This is a genomic window from Mycobacterium sp. DL99, assembly GCF_004762045.1.
In the GTDB taxonomy this organism is placed as follows: Bacteria; Actinomycetota; Actinomycetes; order Mycobacteriales; family Mycobacteriaceae; genus Mycobacterium.
In genome coordinates, this window is record NZ_SJOM01000007.1 from 1322317 (window position 1) to 1340221 (window position 17905).

Consider the following 17905-nt stretch of genomic DNA (forward strand, 5'->3'; position numbering starts at 1 on the left):
GCCGTCAGGGTTGGCCGGACGGGGTCAGCTTGATCGCGGTGAGGTGCAGACGATCGACCGCCTCGGTGAACTCCTCCAGCGTGGGGATGCGCTGATCGCGGAACGTCAACCCCATCATGCGTTGGGCGCGTTTGACGCCGTAGGACTCGGCGCAGCGCCGAAACAGATCGGCGACGCTCGCGCGGTCCTCGATGAGTTCGCCCCGCATGGTCGTTGTCTTGCCGTCATGGAGGACCTCGGCGGTGGCACCGTCGCGAAAGTTGCGCTTCCATCCGGCATCGGTCATCGCATAGAGGGTGTTGTCGACGACGTGTGCGCTCAGCGGAATCACATACTGCCGTCCGGTTTTTCGGCCGCGCACGGTCAGAACCATGAACTGGTGGCGTGCGGGGCCGGCGAGGGGCGTGCGCAGCATGAACCCCAGGGCCGGGTTGACGACGCGCATCATCGCTTTCGGCGGATGCGTCACGGTGATCGCGGGTGATTGCGCTGTCATGACCTCACGCTAGGCCGATTGTCCGACGTTGCCCAGGGTTCCGGTGGATCCCGATTGCTCGCGGCGGCCCTGCGCGGGACCATGGCGGTATGGCCGGCTTCGTTACCGTCCGGGCCTACGCCGAGCTCAACGACTTCCTGGGCCCCGAGTCACGGGGTCTGCCCGTGCACCGGCCAGTCCGGAGTCATCAGACGGTCAAGGATGTGCTCGAGGCGATGGGCATCCCGCACACCGAGATCGACTTGATCCTGGTGAACGGGGAGCCGGTGGGCTTCGAGCATCGCCCAGTCGTCGGCGACCGGATCGCGGTGTACCCGATGTTCGAGGCGCTCGAGATCGGGGCGACGGCCCGGCTGCGTCCGGTGCCGCTGCGGGATCCGCGGTTCGTGATCGACGTCAATCTCGGCCGGCTGGCGCGGCTGCTGCGCCTGCTCGGGCTCGACGTGTGGTGGTCCAACGACGCCGATGATCAGAGCTTGGCCGATATCAGTGTCGAGCAGCAGCGGATCTTGCTGACTCGGGACCGTGGTCTGTTGAAGCGCCGTGCGATCACCCACGGCCTGTTCGTGCACTCCCAGCTTCCGGAGCAGCAGACCCTGGAGGTGCTGCGACGACTGGATCTGCGGCGTCGGGTCGCGCCATTCACGCGGTGCGTGCGATGCAACGGCAAGCTGGCCGCGGTGCCTAAGGAGGCGGTGATGGAGCGTCTTGAGCCGTTGACCCGCCGCTACTACGACGAGTTCAGTCATTGCCCGGATTGCGGGCAGATCTACTGGCCCGGGACGCATTTCGCGAGATTGAACAAACTCGTCGACCGGCTGCTCGGCCAACTCTGATCGCCGGTGCCCTCGGGGGTTGAGGCGCCATGACGAGCGGCACCGAGATTTGTCGGTGCCTGGTGCGACGATGCCCGGTTCACTCAAATGAGGACTGGAGGTTCTGATGAAGACTGGTGTGTGTGGTGTGGCGGTGCTGCTGACGGTGGCGGCCCTGGCGGGGAGCCCGACGGCTGCGGCGGCGCCGTCGTGGACGATGCCAAATCTGATCGGGATGGATCTGCAGGGTGCGCAGGATGCGATTCAGTCGCTGACCCGTGGTGAGGTGTGGTTCAGCAGCTCAACCGATCTCACCGGGAAGGGCCGGGCGCAGATCAGCGATCGCAACTGGTAGGTGTGCAGTTCGACCCCGCCGCCCGGGACGAAGTTCTCTGCGTCGACCAAGATCGACTTCGGGGTGGTGCGCATCGATACCGAGGAATGTCCCTGAGGTAATCGGACCGGCTGTCCCGTCTGCACAGCGCCTGGTCGAAGGCCAGGTGTGGAATCCGGGCGGGGCAGCCGGGGGAACTCGGCCTGGGTTCACGTCTTGCAGTCCTCGACCAGCTGTGTGTCTGCGTCGATGAGCCGTTGAACAGTGTTGAGGTAGTTCACCTTTCGGATCCCGTCACTGCCATTGGATGCGCCAGGTAGCACCTGCTTACTGTGCTGCGGTCTGATTGTGGCGATGCTGGGACGCAGCCAGACGAAGCAATTTCTCGAGCGGTGGTTGAAACGCCGAACGTGTGTCCGGATCCAGTGTTTCGAGGTGGGTCGGTAGCTTCTCGATGATCGTCGTGACGATGATGTCGTTCGACGGCTCGCGCAAATCCATCATGAGCACGTTGTTGTCGTGCAGCTCAACGACTTCTGATCTTTTCGCCCCTTCCGGTAGCTGCTCGGCGAGGAAATCGAACAAGAAGTGGGTCACCGACGAATTCCATGACCAGCCATCGTCGACAAATCGGAAGTATCCGCTCATTTGCCCCCTCGGGAACTCGTTGCCCATAGATTAGTTCCGGTCAGCGTGGGGTGGAGTCGGTAGTTCACGAGGTCAGCCCGGGGCCCACTGCGGAATGCCACGTGAGGGTCGGCTGTGCGGATGCCGCCGAATCGGATGGGCTGGGCGCGAAGGAATTTGAATCCGTTCCCACTCTCAATATACGGCGGGGGGTGGGGCTTGCGGCAAGGCCCCTGACGTGCTGCACAATCTTTCGATCCGTGACGAGATGGGGATGTTGTGACGAGTACGCCGAAACCGTTTGAGGTGCATGAGTCCGGTGCGCTCCTGCACGGCACCAAGGCCGACCTGGCGGTGGGTGATTGCTTGGTGCCTGGACGCGAGTCGAACTACGAAGCTGGGCGGATCATGAACCATGTGTACGTCACCCGCACATTGGACGCCGCGGTGTGGGGAGCCGAGATGGCCGTCGGCGAGGGGCGAGGCCGCATCTACATCGTCGAACCCGAAGGCGCGATCGAGGACGACCCGAACGTGACCGACAAGAAGCTTCCCGGAAACCCGACCCGCTCCTACCGAACCCGTGAGCCGGTGAAAATCGTCGGTGAGATCACCGACTGGGTGGGGCATTCACCCGAGCAGCTGCAGGACATGCGCGACGGCCTGGCTGACCTTCGGCGGCGAGGGCTGGACGTCATCTACGACTGATGTATCGGGGCCGCTTCGTTGTGCCGCTGTTCGCTCGATACGGGGATTTGTGCCCACCCCCCGTACCCTTCCATCGTGAACGCGATCGATCCTGACCAGCTCAGCACGTGCCTGCGGGTGCTGTCCGAGGTGCAAGAACTGCCTCCCGAGCACCCCGACGCCGTTGCTGTGCGCCAGGCCACCGCGAAGATGTTCAAGGCGCTGAAGAAGGCCCGCCGGACCGCCAAGCGTGACGCGATCGCGGCTGCTGACCGCGCTGTCATCGCCGCCACCGCCACGGGTGCGCCGGGGCGGATCGACGACGAGACCCAGGGCTTGCCGTTGGTGTCCACGGCGGTCGGGGCCAGTGCGGGCACGTTGCTGCGCTCGCGGGCCTGCTACATCTGCAAGAACCACCACACCGTGGTCGACGCCTTCTACCACCAGCTTTGTCCGGACTGTGCCGCAATGAACCGGGCCAAGCGCGATGCCCGAACCGACCTGACCGGGCGCCGGGCCCTGCTGACCGGCGGGCGCGCCAAGATCGGCATGTACATCGCGCTGCGGCTGTTGCGTGACGGTGCGCACACCACGATCACCACCCGGTTTCCCAACGACGCGGTGCGCCGCTTCGCCGCGATGGAGGACAGTGCCGACTGGTTGCACCGGCTGCGGGTGGTGGGGATCGATCTGCGTGACCCGGCTCAGGTGGTCGCCCTGGCCGACGAGGTGGCCGCGCAGGGGCCGCTGGACATCCTGATCAACAATGCGGCGCAGACGGTGCGCCGCCCGCCGGGCTCGTATGCCGCACTGGTCGAGGCCGAGCGGACGCCGCCACCGGCATTGGTGGACGTGATCACCTTCGACCATGTCAGTGACGCACACCCGCATGCTCTGGCCGGGAGTCTCGGCGAGCACCCGTCGGCGCATGCGTTGACCGAGCTCGCCTTGACCGCGCGCAGCGCCTCGCCCGAGCGGATCTCCGCCGGGGTTGCCATTGACGCGGGTGGGCTGCTGCCGGATACCGCGTCGGTGAACAGTTGGACCCAACGCGTGCACGAGGTCGACGCGATGGAGCTCCTCGAGGTGCAGCTGTGCAACCAGACCGCGCCGTTCATTCTGGTGAGCCGGCTGCGCCCGGCGCTTGCCGCTTCACCCGCCCGGCGCAAGTACGTGGTGAACGTGTCAGCGATGGAAGGCCAGTTCGGCCGCGGCTACAAGGGGCCCGGGCACCCGCACACCAACATGGCCAAGGCCGCGCTGAACATGCTGACCCGCACGAGTTCTGGGGAGATGCTGGAGCAGGACGGGATCTTGATGACCGCCGTCGATACCGGGTGGATCACCGACGAGCGTCCGCACCCGACGAAGCTACGGCTGGCCGAAGAAGGTTTCCACGCACCGCTGGATCTGGTGGATGGTGCTGCGCGCGTGTATGACCCGATCGTGCGCGGGGAATTGGGCGAGGATCTCTATGGGTGCTTCTTGAAGGACTACTCGCCGGCTAGTTGGTAGGGGCTTCCTCGCTCTGAGCCGGTCAGGCGCGTTGGCCGAGCGCCGCTGCGACCGCCGCGCGGACCGTCGCGGCGACGGTCTCGGGGGAGGACGCGTCGAACTTGCCGTCGAGGTGCAGGAAAGCCAGGCCGTGCACGAGCGCCCACACCGCGTTCGCCATAGCGTCCGGGTCTGACGTGGGAATCGCCTGCCGCACAATCGATCTGAGGTACTCGCTGATCGCCGCGACCGCGGCGACCCGCTCCGGGCTGGTGGGGTCGCACGGTTCGGCGAACATGGCCCGGAACAGGCCGGGGCGTTTCAGTGCGAAGTTCACGTAGGCGATGGCGATGTCGGCGAGGTCGTCGGGCGTATTCGGTGACGGGCTGGCTGCTGCCAACTGGGTGGCCAGATCGCGATAGCCCACCGCGGCGACCGCCGACAACAGCGCGTCGCGGTCGGCGAAGTGCCGGTAGGGCGCGGCGGTCGAGACTCCCGCACGCCGGGCCGCTGCGCGCAGCGACAGTTCGGTCGCGCCGCCCTCCTCGAGCAGCTCCAGGGCCGCCTGCACGAGCGCGCTGGGCAGGTCGCCGTGGTGATACGACCTCGTTGACGTGGGCATTCGGGACTTACCTCACAAGTGTTGACACCGCTTACATCCTGGTCGTATGTTAGCACCCATCGTAAGTAAGCACTGTCAACATCGGTAGGGAGTTCCCATGTCGAAAGCGTCGGAGGCGTTGTTCGCGCCCCTGCAGCTCAAGTCCGGCGAGGTCTTGGGTAACCGGATCGCCAAGGCGGCCATGGAAGAGGGCATGGCCGGGCGGGCGCAGCTGCCCGACGAGCGCCTGATCGCGCTGTACCGGCAATGGGGCTCCGGCGGAACGGGCCTGCTCATCACCGGCAACGTCATGGTCCACGCCGAGGCGATGACCGGGCCAGGTGGCGTCGTGCTGGACGCCGACTCCCCGCTGGAGCCCTTCGTGGCATGGGCACGTGCAGGCAAGGGCGACGGTGCGGCGATGTGGATGCAGATCAGTCATCCCGGCCGTCAGGTCCAGGCCAACATGCCTGGCGTGGTGTGGGGACCGTCGGACGTCGCGGTCGACCTGGGCCGGCACTCGAAGCGCTTCGGGCAGCCGATGGCGATGACGGCCGAGCAGATCGCCGACACCATCACGCGCTTCGCCACCACCGCGCGCCGCGCCGAGCAGGCCGGGTTCGACGGGGTCGAGGTCCATGCCGCGCACGGATATCTCTTGTCGCAGTTCCTGTCTCCGCTCGTCAACACCCGTACCGACGAATGGGGCGGCTCGCTGGACAACCGGGCCCGACTGCTGTGCGAGATCGTGCGCGCCATCCGCGCCGAGGTGGCACCGGGCTTTTCCGTTGCGGTGAAACTGAATTCAGCGGACTTCCAGCGTGGCGGATTTGACGCCGACGACGCCCGAAATGTGATCGACATGCTCGCGCCGCTGGGTGTCGACCTCATCGAGCTGTCTGGCGGCAGCTACGAAAGCCCTGCCATGACCGGCCGCCCGGCCGATGATCGCACCGCGGCCCGCGAGGCGTACTTCCTGGAGCTGGCCGCCGAGCTCGCCGTGAGCAGTCCCATCCCGCTCATGCTGACCGGCGGGATCACCCGGCACCAGACCGCCGAGCGGGTGCTGGCCAGTGGCGTCGCGGTGGTCGGCATGGCCACCGCGCTGGCCGAAACCCCCGACCTCCCCGCACGGTGGCGCCGGGGCGCGGAGGCCACCGGACGACTGAAGCCCGTGACCTGGTCGGACAAGCCGCTGGCCTCCATCGCCAGCATGGCGATGGTGCGCTACCAGATGCGTCGACTCGGTGCGGGGAAGATGCCTGCGCTGGGTGTCGGACCGGCTTTCGCGCTGGTCGTCGATCAACTGGTGTCGCGACGTGCCCTGCGTGGGTACTCACGGTGGTTGAAGACCCGGCCGCGGCCGGCTCGCGTTGTTGGTGCCCAACACATCTAAGGGGAGAGGGGCCATGACGAAAGTTCTGATGGTGATCTCGGCGGCCGACCGCTGGACACTCAACGAAGGGGAGGTCCATCCGTCGGGGTACTGGGCCGAGGAAGTGGCGCGGCCCCACCAGATCTTCACCGAGGCCGGGTGGCAGATCACGGTGGCGACACCGGGCGGTAGGACGCCGACGCTGGACAAACTCAGCCTCGGCATTGCCGGCGGCCTGCCGTGGAAGCGCCGCGAGGTCAAGAGCTACCTCGACAGCATCGCCAACGTGCTGGCCCATCCCGTGGCCCTCGACACCGTGAACGCCGACGACTACGACGTGGTGTTCTACCCCGGCGGGCACGGCCCGATGGAGGACCTTGCCTACGACCGGGTTTCCGGTGCACTGCTGGCGCATCGATTGGCGTCCGGCAAGCCACTGGCCCTGCTGTGCCATGCGCCGGCGGCGATCCTGGCTGCTTCTGGGCCGGACGGGGTGTCACCGTTCGCCGGGACGCGGATGACCGGGTTGTCGAACCGGGAGGAGTTGTTGAACAGCTTCGGGCGCAAGGCGCCATGGTTGTTGGAGGACAAGCTGAAAGAGGCCGGGGTTGACTACTCCAAGGCCTTGTTGCCGCTGCGGCCCCATGTCGTGGTCGACGGGAATCTCTACACCGGGCAGAACCCGCAGTCCTCGGAGAAGTTGGCGGAGCGACTGGTGGCCGACGTGGGGAGAGGCTGATGTCTGTTCAGGATGTGGTCGAGGTTGATCTCGGTGGGCGTCTGATGACTGTGCCCAAAGGTGGCCTGTATGACCAGTTTCGGATGCGGACCGACCTCGACGAGGTGGAGCGCGATCCCCGGGTGTCCAGCGTCGACTTCTTCCGGCGGCTGCCCAAGACCGAGGTGAACTCGGCGATCGGTCCGACGCTGACTCCGAACTTCTACTACCGCATCTCGACGGCACGGCTCGTGATGCTGGCCCGGTCCCGTGACATCCGCACCCGGCTGCCCAAAGCACTTGCGCCCCTGGAGGTTGCGCCGGGACTCGGGATCGTGTCGGTGATGTTCTTCCGGTACGACGTCTGCGACATCGATTTCTACACCGAGGCCGCCGTCGGCGTGGCGGTACGGCCAGCACGGCACGGCAAGCTGGGCTTCGCCGACCTGGCGAGCAGTCTGGCCAACGATCACCTGCACTCCTATGTGCCGTCGTTGCCGGTGAGCACGCAGATCGCCCAAGTGCGCGGGCATGACGGGTATGGCTTCCCGAAGTGGGTGGCGGAGCTGGATGTCTGTATCGACTCGGATCGCGCTGTGGCGCGCGTTGCTAATGACGCCGGTGGGGTGGACCTGGCGCTCTCTGCTGTCACCCCGCCTCAGGTGAAGTATCGGACGGGGGAGCGGGTTTCGACGCTCACGTCCTATACGTCATTGGGCGGCGCCTGGCATTCCACGCTGAGCCAGACCAATGTGCTCTCGGCCGGGACGGCGCGGTTCCCGCGAGGTGTGGACCTGCAGATCGGGCAGGGGCGGATGGCCGATGACCTGCGGGCACTGAGACCGATCAAGACCATTCAGCTCGATGTCGTGACGGAAGGTCAACTGGCCCTGCATATGCCGGTGCCGGTGTCGGTGCGTGGCTGATCGGACCGAGTTATCTCGGTGTTGTGGGGCACTCGTCGCGTGATGGAGGTGGGATATCTGCGGGCTACGGGTTGGGGTCGAGTTGGCTCGGCGGCGGCGCGGGTCGGTTCGGACATCCGTCAACGACAGCGTATGCGGCGCGCGCATTCAGCGACGAACGCCGATTCGCTAGGTCTGCTCACTGACCTTCTAGCGAATGGCGGAGAGATGCGACAAAGCGATCTATCTCCGCATCGTCTAGCGCATCAAGCAGGCGGACTCCGCTTTGGAACGTAGCCGACTTGTACAGCCCGCGGGCCCACTGCGATCGATTGGGTCCGTCGTACGCTTGGACTCTGCCAGCAAGGGCTCGGGCCAGTCGCCGATTGCGAACCAGAGCGCTTCGTTCGGTAAGGCCGACCAATTCGTCTTCTCCCAACGGACGACCGCGGTCTTCGGGCAGGTCACCTAGGATCTCTTGCCGCTGCCACGGGCGTCTCAAGGCGTTTCGGGCGGTCCCGATGAAGCGGTTGATATGGAAATCAGGAAAGCGGACTGCTGCAATATCGGGGAACACGACGAGGGTGAGGAAACTCCAAGTCCCCTCGTGCGCTGCATCTGCGGGAACAATGTTGAGCACGCCGTGGAGCGAACGCCCAAGCGCCCCATCGAATCCTGCCTTGTCCGATATGCGTTCCTGCACGAGCCAAGATGCCATGTGCTCAAGCACAGATTGCCGTACTCCCGCTATCTCCTCCGGAGTCGCAATCCTGCCAGTTGCAACTGGAACCTTGCGCTCGTGATCAAATCTCACCTCGTCGGCGAGCGCTGCACGGCCGCCTACCGCATATCTCGTGCGAAGTTCGTCGAAGATCGCCTCAGCGTCGCCTCGATTCAATCGCGGATAGCAGAGTTTCATGGGCCCACCCCCGCAAACAACAGTCTGTCGAACTTCAAAGGGTTTCGTGTGTATGTCTGAATGGCCTCGTGCAGCGAGCGGTTCAGGAACAACTTGCACATCGAATCGACCACTTGGCCAACGGAGTCTGCCGGAAAATCGTCATCGTCAGAGATTTCCTGCGCGCTCGTGAGCGCGACTAGAGACCGAAGCACCTCGAGCTTGAGCCTGGCCTCGAGTTGTGGCTCAACGGGAGGTGCGAGTAGCGCACGGCCAAGTTCGTGTTCTTCGTTGACCAGGAGTCGAACAGACCCCATGAACGAATCACTCACGTCATCAAACACCGCGCTGATCGTCCAAGGTGCGTTCTCGAGATGGAGCGCCGAGAACGAAACTGCCTCGGTTGGGAATCGCGAGGCGTCACCTTCTAGCAAGATGTTGCGAGGCGGTCCCACGCAGAGCCGTGATCCGCGCCGCGACGCGGCGCGGCCCTTGGGAATGACGTCCTCAGCCAGGAGCAAAAACGCCGAAAGTTCGAGCCTTTGTGCGGCTTCGCCTGGAGGCAGCTCGATCGACAACTCCACTGTTTGGGTGTCGTCAGTCGACAAGCGCTTCTGAGCGACGAAGCGTCGCAACATTGCCGGACAATCTGCAACTGCGACCGCCTCGATCAGATCGATCTGTTCTAAGCCTGTGGCCTCGAGAACCGTTGAACTCGTGACTTCGACGGAGAGCCCGATGGCATCGGTCGAGGCGTAGTCCCACCCTGGAAGAAGATCTGGAAGGGGTTCGCGAAGGCCGTTCCGTTCCAGCCACCACCCACCCCACGAAACATTGCTGGAGACAAGAGATCTGTATGGCAGCAGGCGTGTCTTACTCATGACTTCCTTCGTCGACAATCCGGACTGTGATGTCGATGGCAACTTCGTCACTCGAGTCGAACCAATACTCAAGCGATTGACCAGGCATGATCACCGCCGTCGCGTTACCGTCAGCGCCCTCCCAGCCGCCGTCTCGCAAGTAGTCTGGATCGATCGATCGTTCGGTGCCGCCGTCTGTCCCGATGCCAATCTCGACCTGGACGCGGGATCCGTCTGACGGGCCACCATCTACGCGGATCGGCAGTGTCGTTCGCGTCCATCCCGGTATGCCACAGTCTGTCCAGCGGGGATCGCCTAATTGCGCCCTAGCTTTGGAGCTCCGGCTAGCACCGGCGCTTGGCTTCGAGCCGCCTGCCAGCGTCGGCGCGGAGCCGATCGACCCAGTCACTAGGCCGGCCAACATATCGCCAACTGCGGCGGCCGAGGCTGAGGACTGGCTTGGCCTAGTAGTGCTGAAAGGCTCGACGAACTTGTCTGCAGCTTCTTGGATTCGTTGGATCGCTAGCTTGACTTGGCTGCGCTGAGTCTTGTCCTGCAGTGATGCGGGGGACCAGTCGTCGTGCGCGGGTGGTTCTGATTTGGCGAATGTGGGATCTAGGTCTGACACCGGCTTGAACACGCCGGCCCATTGGAAGCCTGGCTCAGCGAGCGCCGATCGCTGTATCTGTCGGACAACCAACTCGGCACCGTTGCGCATAAGCGTGATAGCCCGGCTCGGCTCTACTTCTGCAGCTGTGCCGCGAGGCGCGGGGTACTTCGTTAGGGCTAGATGCCCGAGGACCTCGTTGTACCGTTTGATCTCGATGACGTCCACAGCGAATAGCGAGGGTGTAGGAGTACTTCCAGCTTGGATGGCTCGCACTGTGCGTAGACACGAGACCGGGCCACAAAGGACTGGGTGGCTCGATGGATCCGGAATCGGGTAGTCAACGCCGTCGACCTGTACGCGCACGTCCATCGGGTGCATTCCGGAGTTATCGGGAAGCAGCTTCGGCCACAAGTTCCAGAGCACTGCTTCCGTTAGTACCTCTGCGTCATCTTCTGGGCCAGGCGCGCCGAGTTCGGGAGCGAGGATCAGAATGCTGGTGCCAAGCTCATCGTCCCCGAATGTTTTTGCGAAGATTTGGCTTCCAAGCTCCCGGGCGAATGGGCCTACTACCGGTTCTGGGCGTCCCTCGATTGTTCGGCCCCACCAATGTCTACCGGTGTAGCGGTATCCATCCAGCTCGAATACGTCTCCAATAGCAGACGCGATCAAGCGATCTTCCGGTCCTTTGTCCGTAGCACATCTGGACCAGACAATGATGGCGCTGACCTGGCTGACCATGTACGCGATCGACTTACCGAATCCGTATGTCCCCCCGGATGTCGGGTCGCCCTTGGTAGCACCAATGTTAAAGATGAGGTCGATGAAGTGGGTGACGGAGTTCGGAGGGATCGCGCGATCGTTCCGAACTGGCCCGCCTAGGCCAACCGTCCCGCGGTCGGAGATTTCGACCGCCCAGACCTCGTCAGCCGTTAGCGCACCTCGGATCTGAGTACCAGACGCGCTCCCCGTGAAGACGGAATTGCCGAGAAGCTCAGCGGTTTCCTCCGGCAACTGGCGGATATTTATCGTGAACTCCACTGGGCGGTCACCGATCCTGGCATCCCAGCTGTTCTGGGCAGTCTCTCGGACGAGCAACCCTCCCGTCGAGACGTGGGGTGTGCCGAGGAGCTTCTTTGCACCGACACCCTGGATAGCGCCTGGCTCAAACTTCTGAGGAAACCAGTCCAGGGGGCCTCGGGAGATTCGCTGACGAGTCAGTTCCGTCGCTTGTGTGACACCGTCGAGGCGGCTGGGATGTTGGAGAGGCGCCGAGTCTTGCATGTGTCGAGTCGCGTTCACACCGGTCCTCCAGCCCATTCGCATGCGATATTGGCGGCTGCGTCGGTCGATAGCGCCGGAGGGAGCACTCCAAGCAGTAACTCGTACGAGACACCGTCAATACCGACTAAGCGGGATTTCTCAATATCGCTCGCGCGCAGGCCAGGAAACCCGGTATCGACTCTCCACCAGCGGATTTCGCGCAATAGGTAGCGAGTCGGGACCGCGCACTCCATCCCCTGGTAGTAGCCCGCGTCGCCCAGCCTGGTTTCGAGAGTATCTGCGGGAACGCCCAGCGCCAGCAAGGAGTCGATCCGTGCGTCGATGTCGGGCGCGTCCGTCGCAGCGGCAAGGTGAACTACCGCAAGGTGCAATGATGCGGAGAGAGCCGGATCGAGCTGGTCGAGGTTGGAGATCCGAACTGCCGTGGCGTTAACGGCCGCCGTTGCCTTGACTTCGATATCACGTCCCTGTCGGCTGAAGTCGTGAATCGCGCCTGCGGGTCCCGTCCAAGCGAATACCGCAGCGGCAGGATCGACCGCAGCGAGCAGGAGCATAACCTCTAGCTCGCCAACCAGACCGACCACCTCTTCCCGCGACAATCCACCTAGAGCACGACGAAGGAGTGCCCTCCAGTCGTCCAACGTGGTGATCACCGCGTTGAGTCCTCCACTCGGGGCACGTTCAAGCCGATTGAGGACATCTTCGATCAGCCGATCGAACGGACCGACCAATCGAGAAATTGTGCAATACAGGTCCGCGAAGCGGACTGGGCCGGAGCCCACAGAGAGATCGCGATAGCCCAAGTTGATGCCGCGACTGACGCGGTCACTCGGAGAATCCTTCGCAGGAATCGGAACTAACAGGTGGCGCCTTCCGTCTCCGTCAACTCCGAGGAGGACGTGGCCTAGGACGGTGGTGACGCCGCTCTGCCGTGTCAGGATTTGGTCCCCTTCAGGGCGCCGGTCGCTCAGCAAGAGGCTGAAATGCTCAGATACATTGCGGCTCATCATATTTCTCCGGTGGCGAATTCTGCATCGCCCTCGGTGTCCGCGGGCACTTCCTCGCTCGACGGATCCAGTTCCGGCTGCCAGTCGGGAGTAACGCCGATGTAAGTGCCATCCGTGCGGGGGTCGGCGCCGCTACTCGGGAAGATGATGCCGAGCCCGACCAAATGCGCTTCCGTTGCCATCGCGTCGCGAGCTCGACGCGATCCTTCTGTCTGGGGCAGTGAGTCTTTACTGACTACGTAGATGATAATCTGGCCGGCTCCGTTGGCAAGCCGGCGCCGGACGTCCCGTGGCTGTCGGCGCTGTTTCGGGGTCAGGTTCCGTACGTCCTCGGGATCTAAGTCTGCGAACCAGTCATCATGGTTAAGTAAAGACTTGATGTTCGCGGTGCCTGCTGCCGAGTCTTTGAGGGGAGCACGGTTGACTGCCCGGACCTCGCCGAAACCGAGGTCGAGTTCGCCAAGTTCGACGACTCGGCCGCTCTCGTCGCGAGCGGTCCGTGAGGTGCTGATCACGATGACGTTCCAGAGACTGTCCGGGGCAGCGGTGCGGATCCATTCCGTCATGAACTCAGACCGCATCGACACTTGGTCTTTGTGGAACGTGTACTGCTCCAGCAGTTTGGACACGCTCTCTGCCGAGACCTTGGCAAAACGCCAACGGGGTGGGGTGTTGGTGGTCGCTAGGCTGGATTCTTCTTTGCACAGAGCGATGAACTCTTGGACTGCCGCGAGATTGTTCCTCGCGGTCTCGGCCTCGCGGTCAAAGATGAAGGTCTGCATCCGTTCACCGGCATACGTGACTCGTATGACACGTGCCGCGCCCATCTTGTTCCGGGCGACGATCGCAAGACGTCCTGGATGTTCACGCACCCGCACCCCTACATCCATTGGGGTCTGAAGCTGAAGCTCCATATCGGCTATATCTGCTCTGATCTCGGCTTCGACCAACGCGAGAAACCGATACTCGTCAGCCAGAGACTGCTGCAGCCAGATCCGGGGGAGATCTTCATAACCGGGCCTGTACCCAAACCAGCGACCCATCTGAAGCAGCGTGTCGTAGGTGTTCGATGTTCGCGTGAAATAGGAAACGGTCAAGCCCTCAAGAGTGAGCCCCCGAGAAAGGGTGCCACCACCGACCGCGATCACTACTTCACGGATGGGGTTCCCCTGTTTGTCGCGGCGGTCGTAATCCAGTCGATCATCGGACATCCCGTTGTCGACGATCACTCGGACGTCGGAGAGCGTGACCGAAATGTGTTCTGCGAGCTCATCCCACAATGGCATGGGCTCGGTTGCGCAAGATGCTGCCCGCGCTTGTTCCCGGTCGTAGGACGCCTCGAGTGTTGACGTGTTCCCACTGTGCCACTCCACAGCGAGCTGCTCGATGAATCGCTGCATCGTGCTCCGCATCGCGAAGTGAGGGTCAGAGTAATGCGTCGTGTGGATGAGCATCGAGCTGTGATCGGCGTGCCCTCTTGCCCTTCGGATTGCCGTCGCGACTACGAACCACTCTGTAGCTTCGCGTAGGGACATCGGAATGGGCGGGTCGAACGCGAGGCGCGCCTCAGTCCCGCTCGGCGGCCGCAAACCAGCTGCCTCAGCATCCGAGATCTTCCGGATCATGTCGAGGCCAGGATCAGGATCGTCGTCATCTGAGAGGGGTTCCCGACCGAACAGCCTCTCAGCACCAAAATACTCAGTCGGCCGCGGAAGATTAATTATGAAGTTGGATGGATAGAGGTCAGATCCGTCTGGCTCCATGAATATGTTCGCGAAAGGTGTGGCCGTATAGCCGATATAGGTCCCGCTTTGTATGAGGTCCCAGATCTCCTTGACGAGCGCATTGATCGCAGAGCGATTCTGCCGACTGACAGCACTGTTGGGTGTGGCTTGGTCGGCCTCGTCATCCAGCAGGAGCACTGGCGTTCGTCGTAGGACGTCGACTGGGGTCTCCTTGAGCCAGTCGCGCAAGTTTTCCAACCTGGAAGCATTCTTCTTGATGATGATCGCCACAGGTTTCGCCGAGCCAAGTTGCGACGCGCCTCGATGGGTGGCGCTGTTGATGAAGTCTTCTCGCTTGGTTGTCAGCCCCACCCAACCTCCGGCAGCGAAGTTCAGGTCCTTCTCGACTCGGACCTGTGTCTGCTCGCGGAGGTTGTTGTGGATGCCAGACAACACAATGAACAGCCCATAGCCGCGGTCTGCGGCCTTCGCCATCACGGCAGTGAAGTTCGCCGTCTTACCCGACTGGACGTACCCGAGAACCAGCCCTAACTTCTTAAGTCCGTGGATGTTCGGATTCGCCGTTTGAGCGACGACCTTGGTCGATGCTCGATCGATGTCCGGCACCGCATCAGCCATGCGCCCGCTGAGCAAACGAGTCTCAAGGTCCTCCCAATGGTGGTCCCCGGGCTCGGGGCCCGAGTACCAAGGTGCCATCTGCACATTGGCAATTAGGGAACGACGGTCGACGACACCTGTCGGTGAATCGAGTAGATCGTTCTCTGCGATGTCTCGACGGATCTCGTCTGCGGCAGTTTCTAAAGAGATCTGGTCACGCATGATCGGTCGTAGGTCCGCGAGCGTCTCGTCGAGGCTTTGGCGAAGCCGAACCATCTGTCCGATGATGATCCCTCGAACCTGCGCGACTGCCTGGCTATCCATCAACTGTTTCCCTCCGCGCGGAGACGCTAGTGGAACTGGGTGCGTCCAGGGACCGGAATGCGGTTCAGGTTTTGTTCTGGTGTGGAGTCCCCGGCTGACCTGAACTTAGGGCACCTTCGGATGCGCCGTCGGATCGGGGAGATCTCAACCCTCCATTGAACGCACTTAGCGCCCTTGAATACTGGGTCGATAGCGAGTAACAGTTGCATTTTTTCGCCAGTTATCCGAGTCACTGCGCGGATATCGACTGCACGCACGACGCTGACCAAACGTTGTCATTCCGTTGGATGACGCCGATGCTCGACGGACTTGCTCGATAGAAGAATCGCGAGGGCCTCAGCATCGGAGCTTGTCGGCGGCCGTGCTGAGTGCGGAGCTGATCTCGATGCAGGGGCGTTGGAGGGACCTTCCGCCTCATTCGGGTACACCTAGGGGCGGCATACCGCGACGCGCCCTCAGCGGTGATGACAATGAGCTGGGCGCGTGCGTCAGTGCCTACCGCTATCTTCTATCTGTGCCACCTCAGCGCTCGCAGACACCCAAGGGGCCGAAACATGGGTATGGCGTGCGACTGATTCGCGGCCCCTTCGTGAAGCTGGCGCCTCACCGCGACCATGTCGAAGATATTGACTCTTTCGTACAGCATGCGATGTCAGTGCGGCGTGCTACAGGGGCGCCCTTGGCTGCGGACTTCTTCAGCGGCGCCGGCGGACTCAGCTTGGGACTGGAAAGCGCAGGTTTCAAGATAGTTTTCGGCGCAGATCACGAGCCCTTCGCGAGCCGGACGCATGCGCACCACTTTGGCGGGATGTCGGTTGACTGGGACCTGTCGGATCCCTCCGTGGTAGCGCGGCTGGGTGATCTAATGCGCGAAGCGGAGATTGACCTGATCGCCGGCGGACCACCATGTCAGCCGTTCTCCAAGGCGGGCCGATCGATGATTCGCTACCGGGTGCAAACTGGACTTCGAGATCCCCATGATGAGCGCCGTGACCTCTGGCGGTCATTCTTGGAGATTGTCGATCGGGCGCGTCCAAAGGCAGTTCTTATGGAGAACGTCCCCGACATGGCGCTTGATCGGGAAATGTTCATTCTGCGGAGTATGGTCGAGGAACTTGAGCAAATGAGTTACTCCGTCGAAGAACGGGTCGTCGACACGTGGCGGTACGGAGTTCCTCAATTCAGGCAGCGGCTCATCCTCGTTGCGCTTCAGGGCAACACACAGTTCCGGTGGCCGACGGAGACTGCGCGGAAGGTTACCGTCTGGAATGCGATTGGCGACCTGCCTGAGGTTGAAGGCGGGTGGCGCCCAGAGGGCGGTGAACACGGCTGGGCCGACTATGCTGGGCCGATAACGGCCTACCAACGTGAGATGCGAGGCCGCATTGCGCCAGTGGACTCAAACAAGGTGTTCGACCACATCACGCGGCCGGTTCGTGATGATGACCGCGAAGCCTTCGAGTCAATGACGCACGCGACCAAGTACACCGATCTGGATAAGGAACATCAGCGATATCGCGGAGATATTTTTGATGACAAATACAATCGGCTCAACGAGAACGACTTGTCGAGGACAATAACGGCACATATTGCCAAAGATGGATACTGGTACATCCACCCCCGGCAAAGTCGAACGCTGACCGTTCGGGAGGCGGCGCGTCTACAGACTTTTCCCGACGACTTCAGGTTCGATGGGCCACCTTCCGCGGCGTTTCGTCAGATCGGTAACGCGGTACCGCCACGGTTGGGATTTGTGATGGGCCAAGCGATTCGCGAGTCACTCGACAACCGTGCCGATGCGGGACTTTCGACGCGAGAATGCGCACAGATTTTGGCCAGATGGATGTCCAAATCCAAGCATGTCCGGGCGTTGCCGTGGTTGCAACGTACGCCAGGTGGGCAGGTGTCGCGGTGGTTGGTGATAGCTGCCGAAGAGCTGCTCGACCGAGCTCCTAAGCCGCTTATGCGCCGAGTGTGGAAGTTGCTCCAGGAGAACAATAATCCGTGGGCGTTGTCGAAGGCAAAACAGGAGCGTTTCGATGAATACCTGGATTTCGTTGTGGAGAACACTGGGCGCGAAGCTCGCCTGGAACGAATGCAAGGGTTGCGCGATAGAATTGCCACTTCGCCTCAGGTGCTAAACGGATCGGCAGATGATCTGCGGTCGACATTTGAGATTGCGGAGTCGGTAGCCGATCTTGCCGTCTTAGCGGCTCCTGTCGATATGCTCGATGCTTCTGGCGCAGGTCCAGAGGAGCCCGTACTGGTGACCAAAGGCGTGCTGCGAGTAGTAAGCCGCTTCCAGGGCAGCGACGTCGACCGTCGAAACCGCCTTACCGACGGGCGGCTAGCAGTCGCCAGAATGGTGGGGTTCGGCACGTATTCGCGTGATGCGCACTTGGGCTTGATTGAACTAGCTAACAGTTGGTGTCGGCCGACTAACCCGGAATGCACCATGTGTCCTCTGCAGACCCATTGTGTCGAGGGGCGACGGACTATGGAATCCAGTCCAACCCTTTACTGACCAGTGA

General features: G+C 62.5%; 16 protein-coding genes. 8 read left to right on the top strand and 8 right to left on the bottom strand.

Going from position 1 to position 17905, the window contains the following annotated elements:
• Positions 1-4: 4 nt before the first annotated feature.
• A complete protein-coding gene (locus EYZ64_RS06625) occupies positions 5-496 on the bottom strand; it encodes a hypothetical protein (protein ID WP_135452752.1) in 492 nt (163 codons plus the stop codon).
• An 89-nt stretch (positions 497-585) separates the two neighbouring features.
• Here EYZ64_RS06625 and EYZ64_RS06630 point away from each other — a divergent pair, with 89 nt between their 5' ends.
• Positions 586-1332, top strand: a complete 747-nt coding sequence (locus tag EYZ64_RS06630) for a Mut7-C RNAse domain-containing protein (protein WP_135452753.1) — start codon at positions 586-588, stop codon at positions 1330-1332.
• A gap of 106 nt (positions 1333-1438) precedes the next feature.
• Complete coding sequence (locus EYZ64_RS06635) at positions 1439-1666, top strand: hypothetical protein (RefSeq protein WP_286174665.1); 228 nt, start codon at positions 1439-1441, stop codon at positions 1664-1666.
• Positions 1667-1972: 306 nt separating this feature from the next.
• Here the strand turns inward: EYZ64_RS06635 and EYZ64_RS06640 are convergent, their stop codons facing one another.
• Positions 1973-2293, bottom strand: coding sequence for a hypothetical protein (locus tag EYZ64_RS06640; RefSeq protein WP_135452754.1), 321 nt, complete (start codon positions 2291-2293; stop codon positions 1973-1975).
• Between the two features lie 258 nt (positions 2294-2551).
• On the opposite strand from EYZ64_RS06640, the gene arr reads away from it, so the two are divergent.
• The gene (gene arr / locus EYZ64_RS06645; protein ID WP_135452755.1) at positions 2552-2980 is read left to right on the top strand and encodes an NAD(+)--rifampin ADP-ribosyltransferase; all 429 of its coding nucleotides are present in this window, start codon (positions 2552-2554) and stop codon (positions 2978-2980) included.
• 75 nt (positions 2981-3055) lie between these two features.
• A complete protein-coding gene (locus EYZ64_RS06650) occupies positions 3056-4474 on the top strand; it encodes an SDR family NAD(P)-dependent oxidoreductase (protein ID WP_135452756.1) in 1419 nt (472 codons plus the stop codon).
• Positions 4475-4496: 22 nt separating this feature from the next.
• Here the strand turns inward: EYZ64_RS06650 and EYZ64_RS06655 are convergent, their stop codons facing one another.
• Positions 4497-5075, bottom strand: coding sequence for a TetR/AcrR family transcriptional regulator (locus EYZ64_RS06655; protein ID WP_135452757.1), 579 nt, complete (start codon positions 5073-5075; stop codon positions 4497-4499).
• 97 nt (positions 5076-5172) lie between these two features.
• Here EYZ64_RS06655 and EYZ64_RS06660 point away from each other — a divergent pair, with 97 nt between their 5' ends.
• The 3 genes from EYZ64_RS06660 to EYZ64_RS06670 are packed head-to-tail and all read left to right on the top strand — an operon-like array spanning position 5173 to position 8073.
• Entirely contained in the window at positions 5173-6450 is a 1278-nt protein-coding gene (locus EYZ64_RS06660) for an NADH:flavin oxidoreductase/NADH oxidase family protein (RefSeq protein WP_135452758.1), read from the top strand.
• Between the two features lie 13 nt (positions 6451-6463).
• The gene (locus EYZ64_RS06665; protein ID WP_135452759.1) at positions 6464-7168 is read left to right on the top strand and encodes a type 1 glutamine amidotransferase domain-containing protein; all 705 of its coding nucleotides are present in this window, start codon (positions 6464-6466) and stop codon (positions 7166-7168) included.
• Entirely contained in the window at positions 7168-8073 is a 906-nt protein-coding gene (locus tag EYZ64_RS06670) for an acetoacetate decarboxylase family protein (RefSeq protein ID WP_135452760.1), read from the top strand. Before EYZ64_RS06665 ends, EYZ64_RS06670 begins: the two co-directional genes overlap by 1 nt.
• Before the next feature lie 178 nt (positions 8074-8251).
• Here the strand turns inward: EYZ64_RS06670 and EYZ64_RS06675 are convergent, their stop codons facing one another.
• Genes EYZ64_RS06675 through EYZ64_RS06695 form a run of 5 tightly spaced genes read right to left on the bottom strand, consistent with a single transcriptional unit; the run spans position 8252 to position 15374 of the window.
• On the bottom strand, positions 8252-8971 hold the full coding sequence (locus tag EYZ64_RS06675) for a DUF6339 family protein (RefSeq protein ID WP_135452761.1): 720 nt from the start codon (positions 8969-8971) through the stop codon (positions 8252-8254).
• The gene (locus EYZ64_RS06680; RefSeq protein ID WP_135452762.1) at positions 8968-9831 is read right to left on the bottom strand and encodes a hypothetical protein; all 864 of its coding nucleotides are present in this window, start codon (positions 9829-9831) and stop codon (positions 8968-8970) included. Before EYZ64_RS06680 ends, EYZ64_RS06675 begins: the two co-directional genes overlap by 4 nt.
• The gene (locus tag EYZ64_RS06685) at positions 9824-11701 is read right to left on the bottom strand and encodes a hypothetical protein (protein WP_135452763.1); all 1878 of its coding nucleotides are present in this window, start codon (positions 11699-11701) and stop codon (positions 9824-9826) included. The genes EYZ64_RS06680 and EYZ64_RS06685 overlap by 8 nt, the downstream gene beginning before the upstream one ends.
• A 14-nt stretch (positions 11702-11715) precedes the next feature.
• Positions 11716-12711 carry a PD-(D/E)XK motif protein gene (locus EYZ64_RS06690; protein ID WP_135452764.1) on the bottom strand — a complete coding sequence of 332 codons (996 nt, stop codon included), beginning with the start codon at positions 12709-12711 and terminating at the stop codon, positions 11716-11718.
• Complete coding sequence (locus tag EYZ64_RS06695) at positions 12708-15374, bottom strand: Z1 domain-containing protein (protein WP_135452765.1); 2667 nt, start codon at positions 15372-15374, stop codon at positions 12708-12710. The genes EYZ64_RS06690 and EYZ64_RS06695 overlap by 4 nt, the downstream gene beginning before the upstream one ends.
• 565 nt (positions 15375-15939) lie before the next feature.
• On the opposite strand from EYZ64_RS06695, the gene EYZ64_RS06700 reads away from it, so the two are divergent.
• A complete protein-coding gene (locus tag EYZ64_RS06700) occupies positions 15940-17898 on the top strand; it encodes a DNA cytosine methyltransferase (RefSeq protein ID WP_286174668.1) in 1959 nt (652 codons plus the stop codon).
• Positions 17899-17905: the final 7 nt, after the last annotated feature.

Excerpts from the sequence above, each read along its gene's own strand:
- EYZ64_RS06625 (WP_135452752.1), bottom strand. The coding sequence starts at position 496 with ATGACAGCGCAATCACCCGCGATCACCGTGACGCATCCGCCGAAAGCG.
- EYZ64_RS06630 (WP_135452753.1), top strand. The coding sequence starts at position 586 with ATGGCCGGCTTCGTTACCGTCCGGGCCTACGCCGAGCTCAACGACTTC.
- EYZ64_RS06635 (WP_286174665.1), top strand. The coding sequence starts at position 1,439 with ATGAAGACTGGTGTGTGTGGTGTGGCGGTGCTGCTGACGGTGGCGGCC.
- EYZ64_RS06640 (WP_135452754.1), bottom strand. The coding sequence starts at position 2,293 with ATGAGCGGATACTTCCGATTTGTCGACGATGGCTGGTCATGGAATTCG.
- EYZ64_RS06655 (WP_135452757.1), bottom strand. The coding sequence starts at position 5,075 with ATGCCCACGTCAACGAGGTCGTATCACCACGGCGACCTGCCCAGCGCG.
- EYZ64_RS06660 (WP_135452758.1), top strand. The coding sequence starts at position 5,173 with ATGTCGAAAGCGTCGGAGGCGTTGTTCGCGCCCCTGCAGCTCAAGTCC.
- EYZ64_RS06665 (WP_135452759.1), top strand. The coding sequence starts at position 6,464 with ATGACGAAAGTTCTGATGGTGATCTCGGCGGCCGACCGCTGGACACTC.
- EYZ64_RS06670 (WP_135452760.1), top strand. The coding sequence starts at position 7,168 with ATGTCTGTTCAGGATGTGGTCGAGGTTGATCTCGGTGGGCGTCTGATG.
- EYZ64_RS06675 (WP_135452761.1), bottom strand. The coding sequence starts at position 8,971 with ATGAAACTCTGCTATCCGCGATTGAATCGAGGCGACGCTGAGGCGATC.
- EYZ64_RS06680 (WP_135452762.1), bottom strand. The coding sequence starts at position 9,831 with ATGAGTAAGACACGCCTGCTGCCATACAGATCTCTTGTCTCCAGCAAT.
- EYZ64_RS06685 (WP_135452763.1), bottom strand. The coding sequence starts at position 11,701 with ATGCAAGACTCGGCGCCTCTCCAACATCCCAGCCGCCTCGACGGTGTC.
- EYZ64_RS06690 (WP_135452764.1), bottom strand. The coding sequence starts at position 12,711 with ATGATGAGCCGCAATGTATCTGAGCATTTCAGCCTCTTGCTGAGCGAC.
- EYZ64_RS06695 (WP_135452765.1), bottom strand. The coding sequence starts at position 15,374 with ATGGATAGCCAGGCAGTCGCGCAGGTTCGAGGGATCATCATCGGACAG.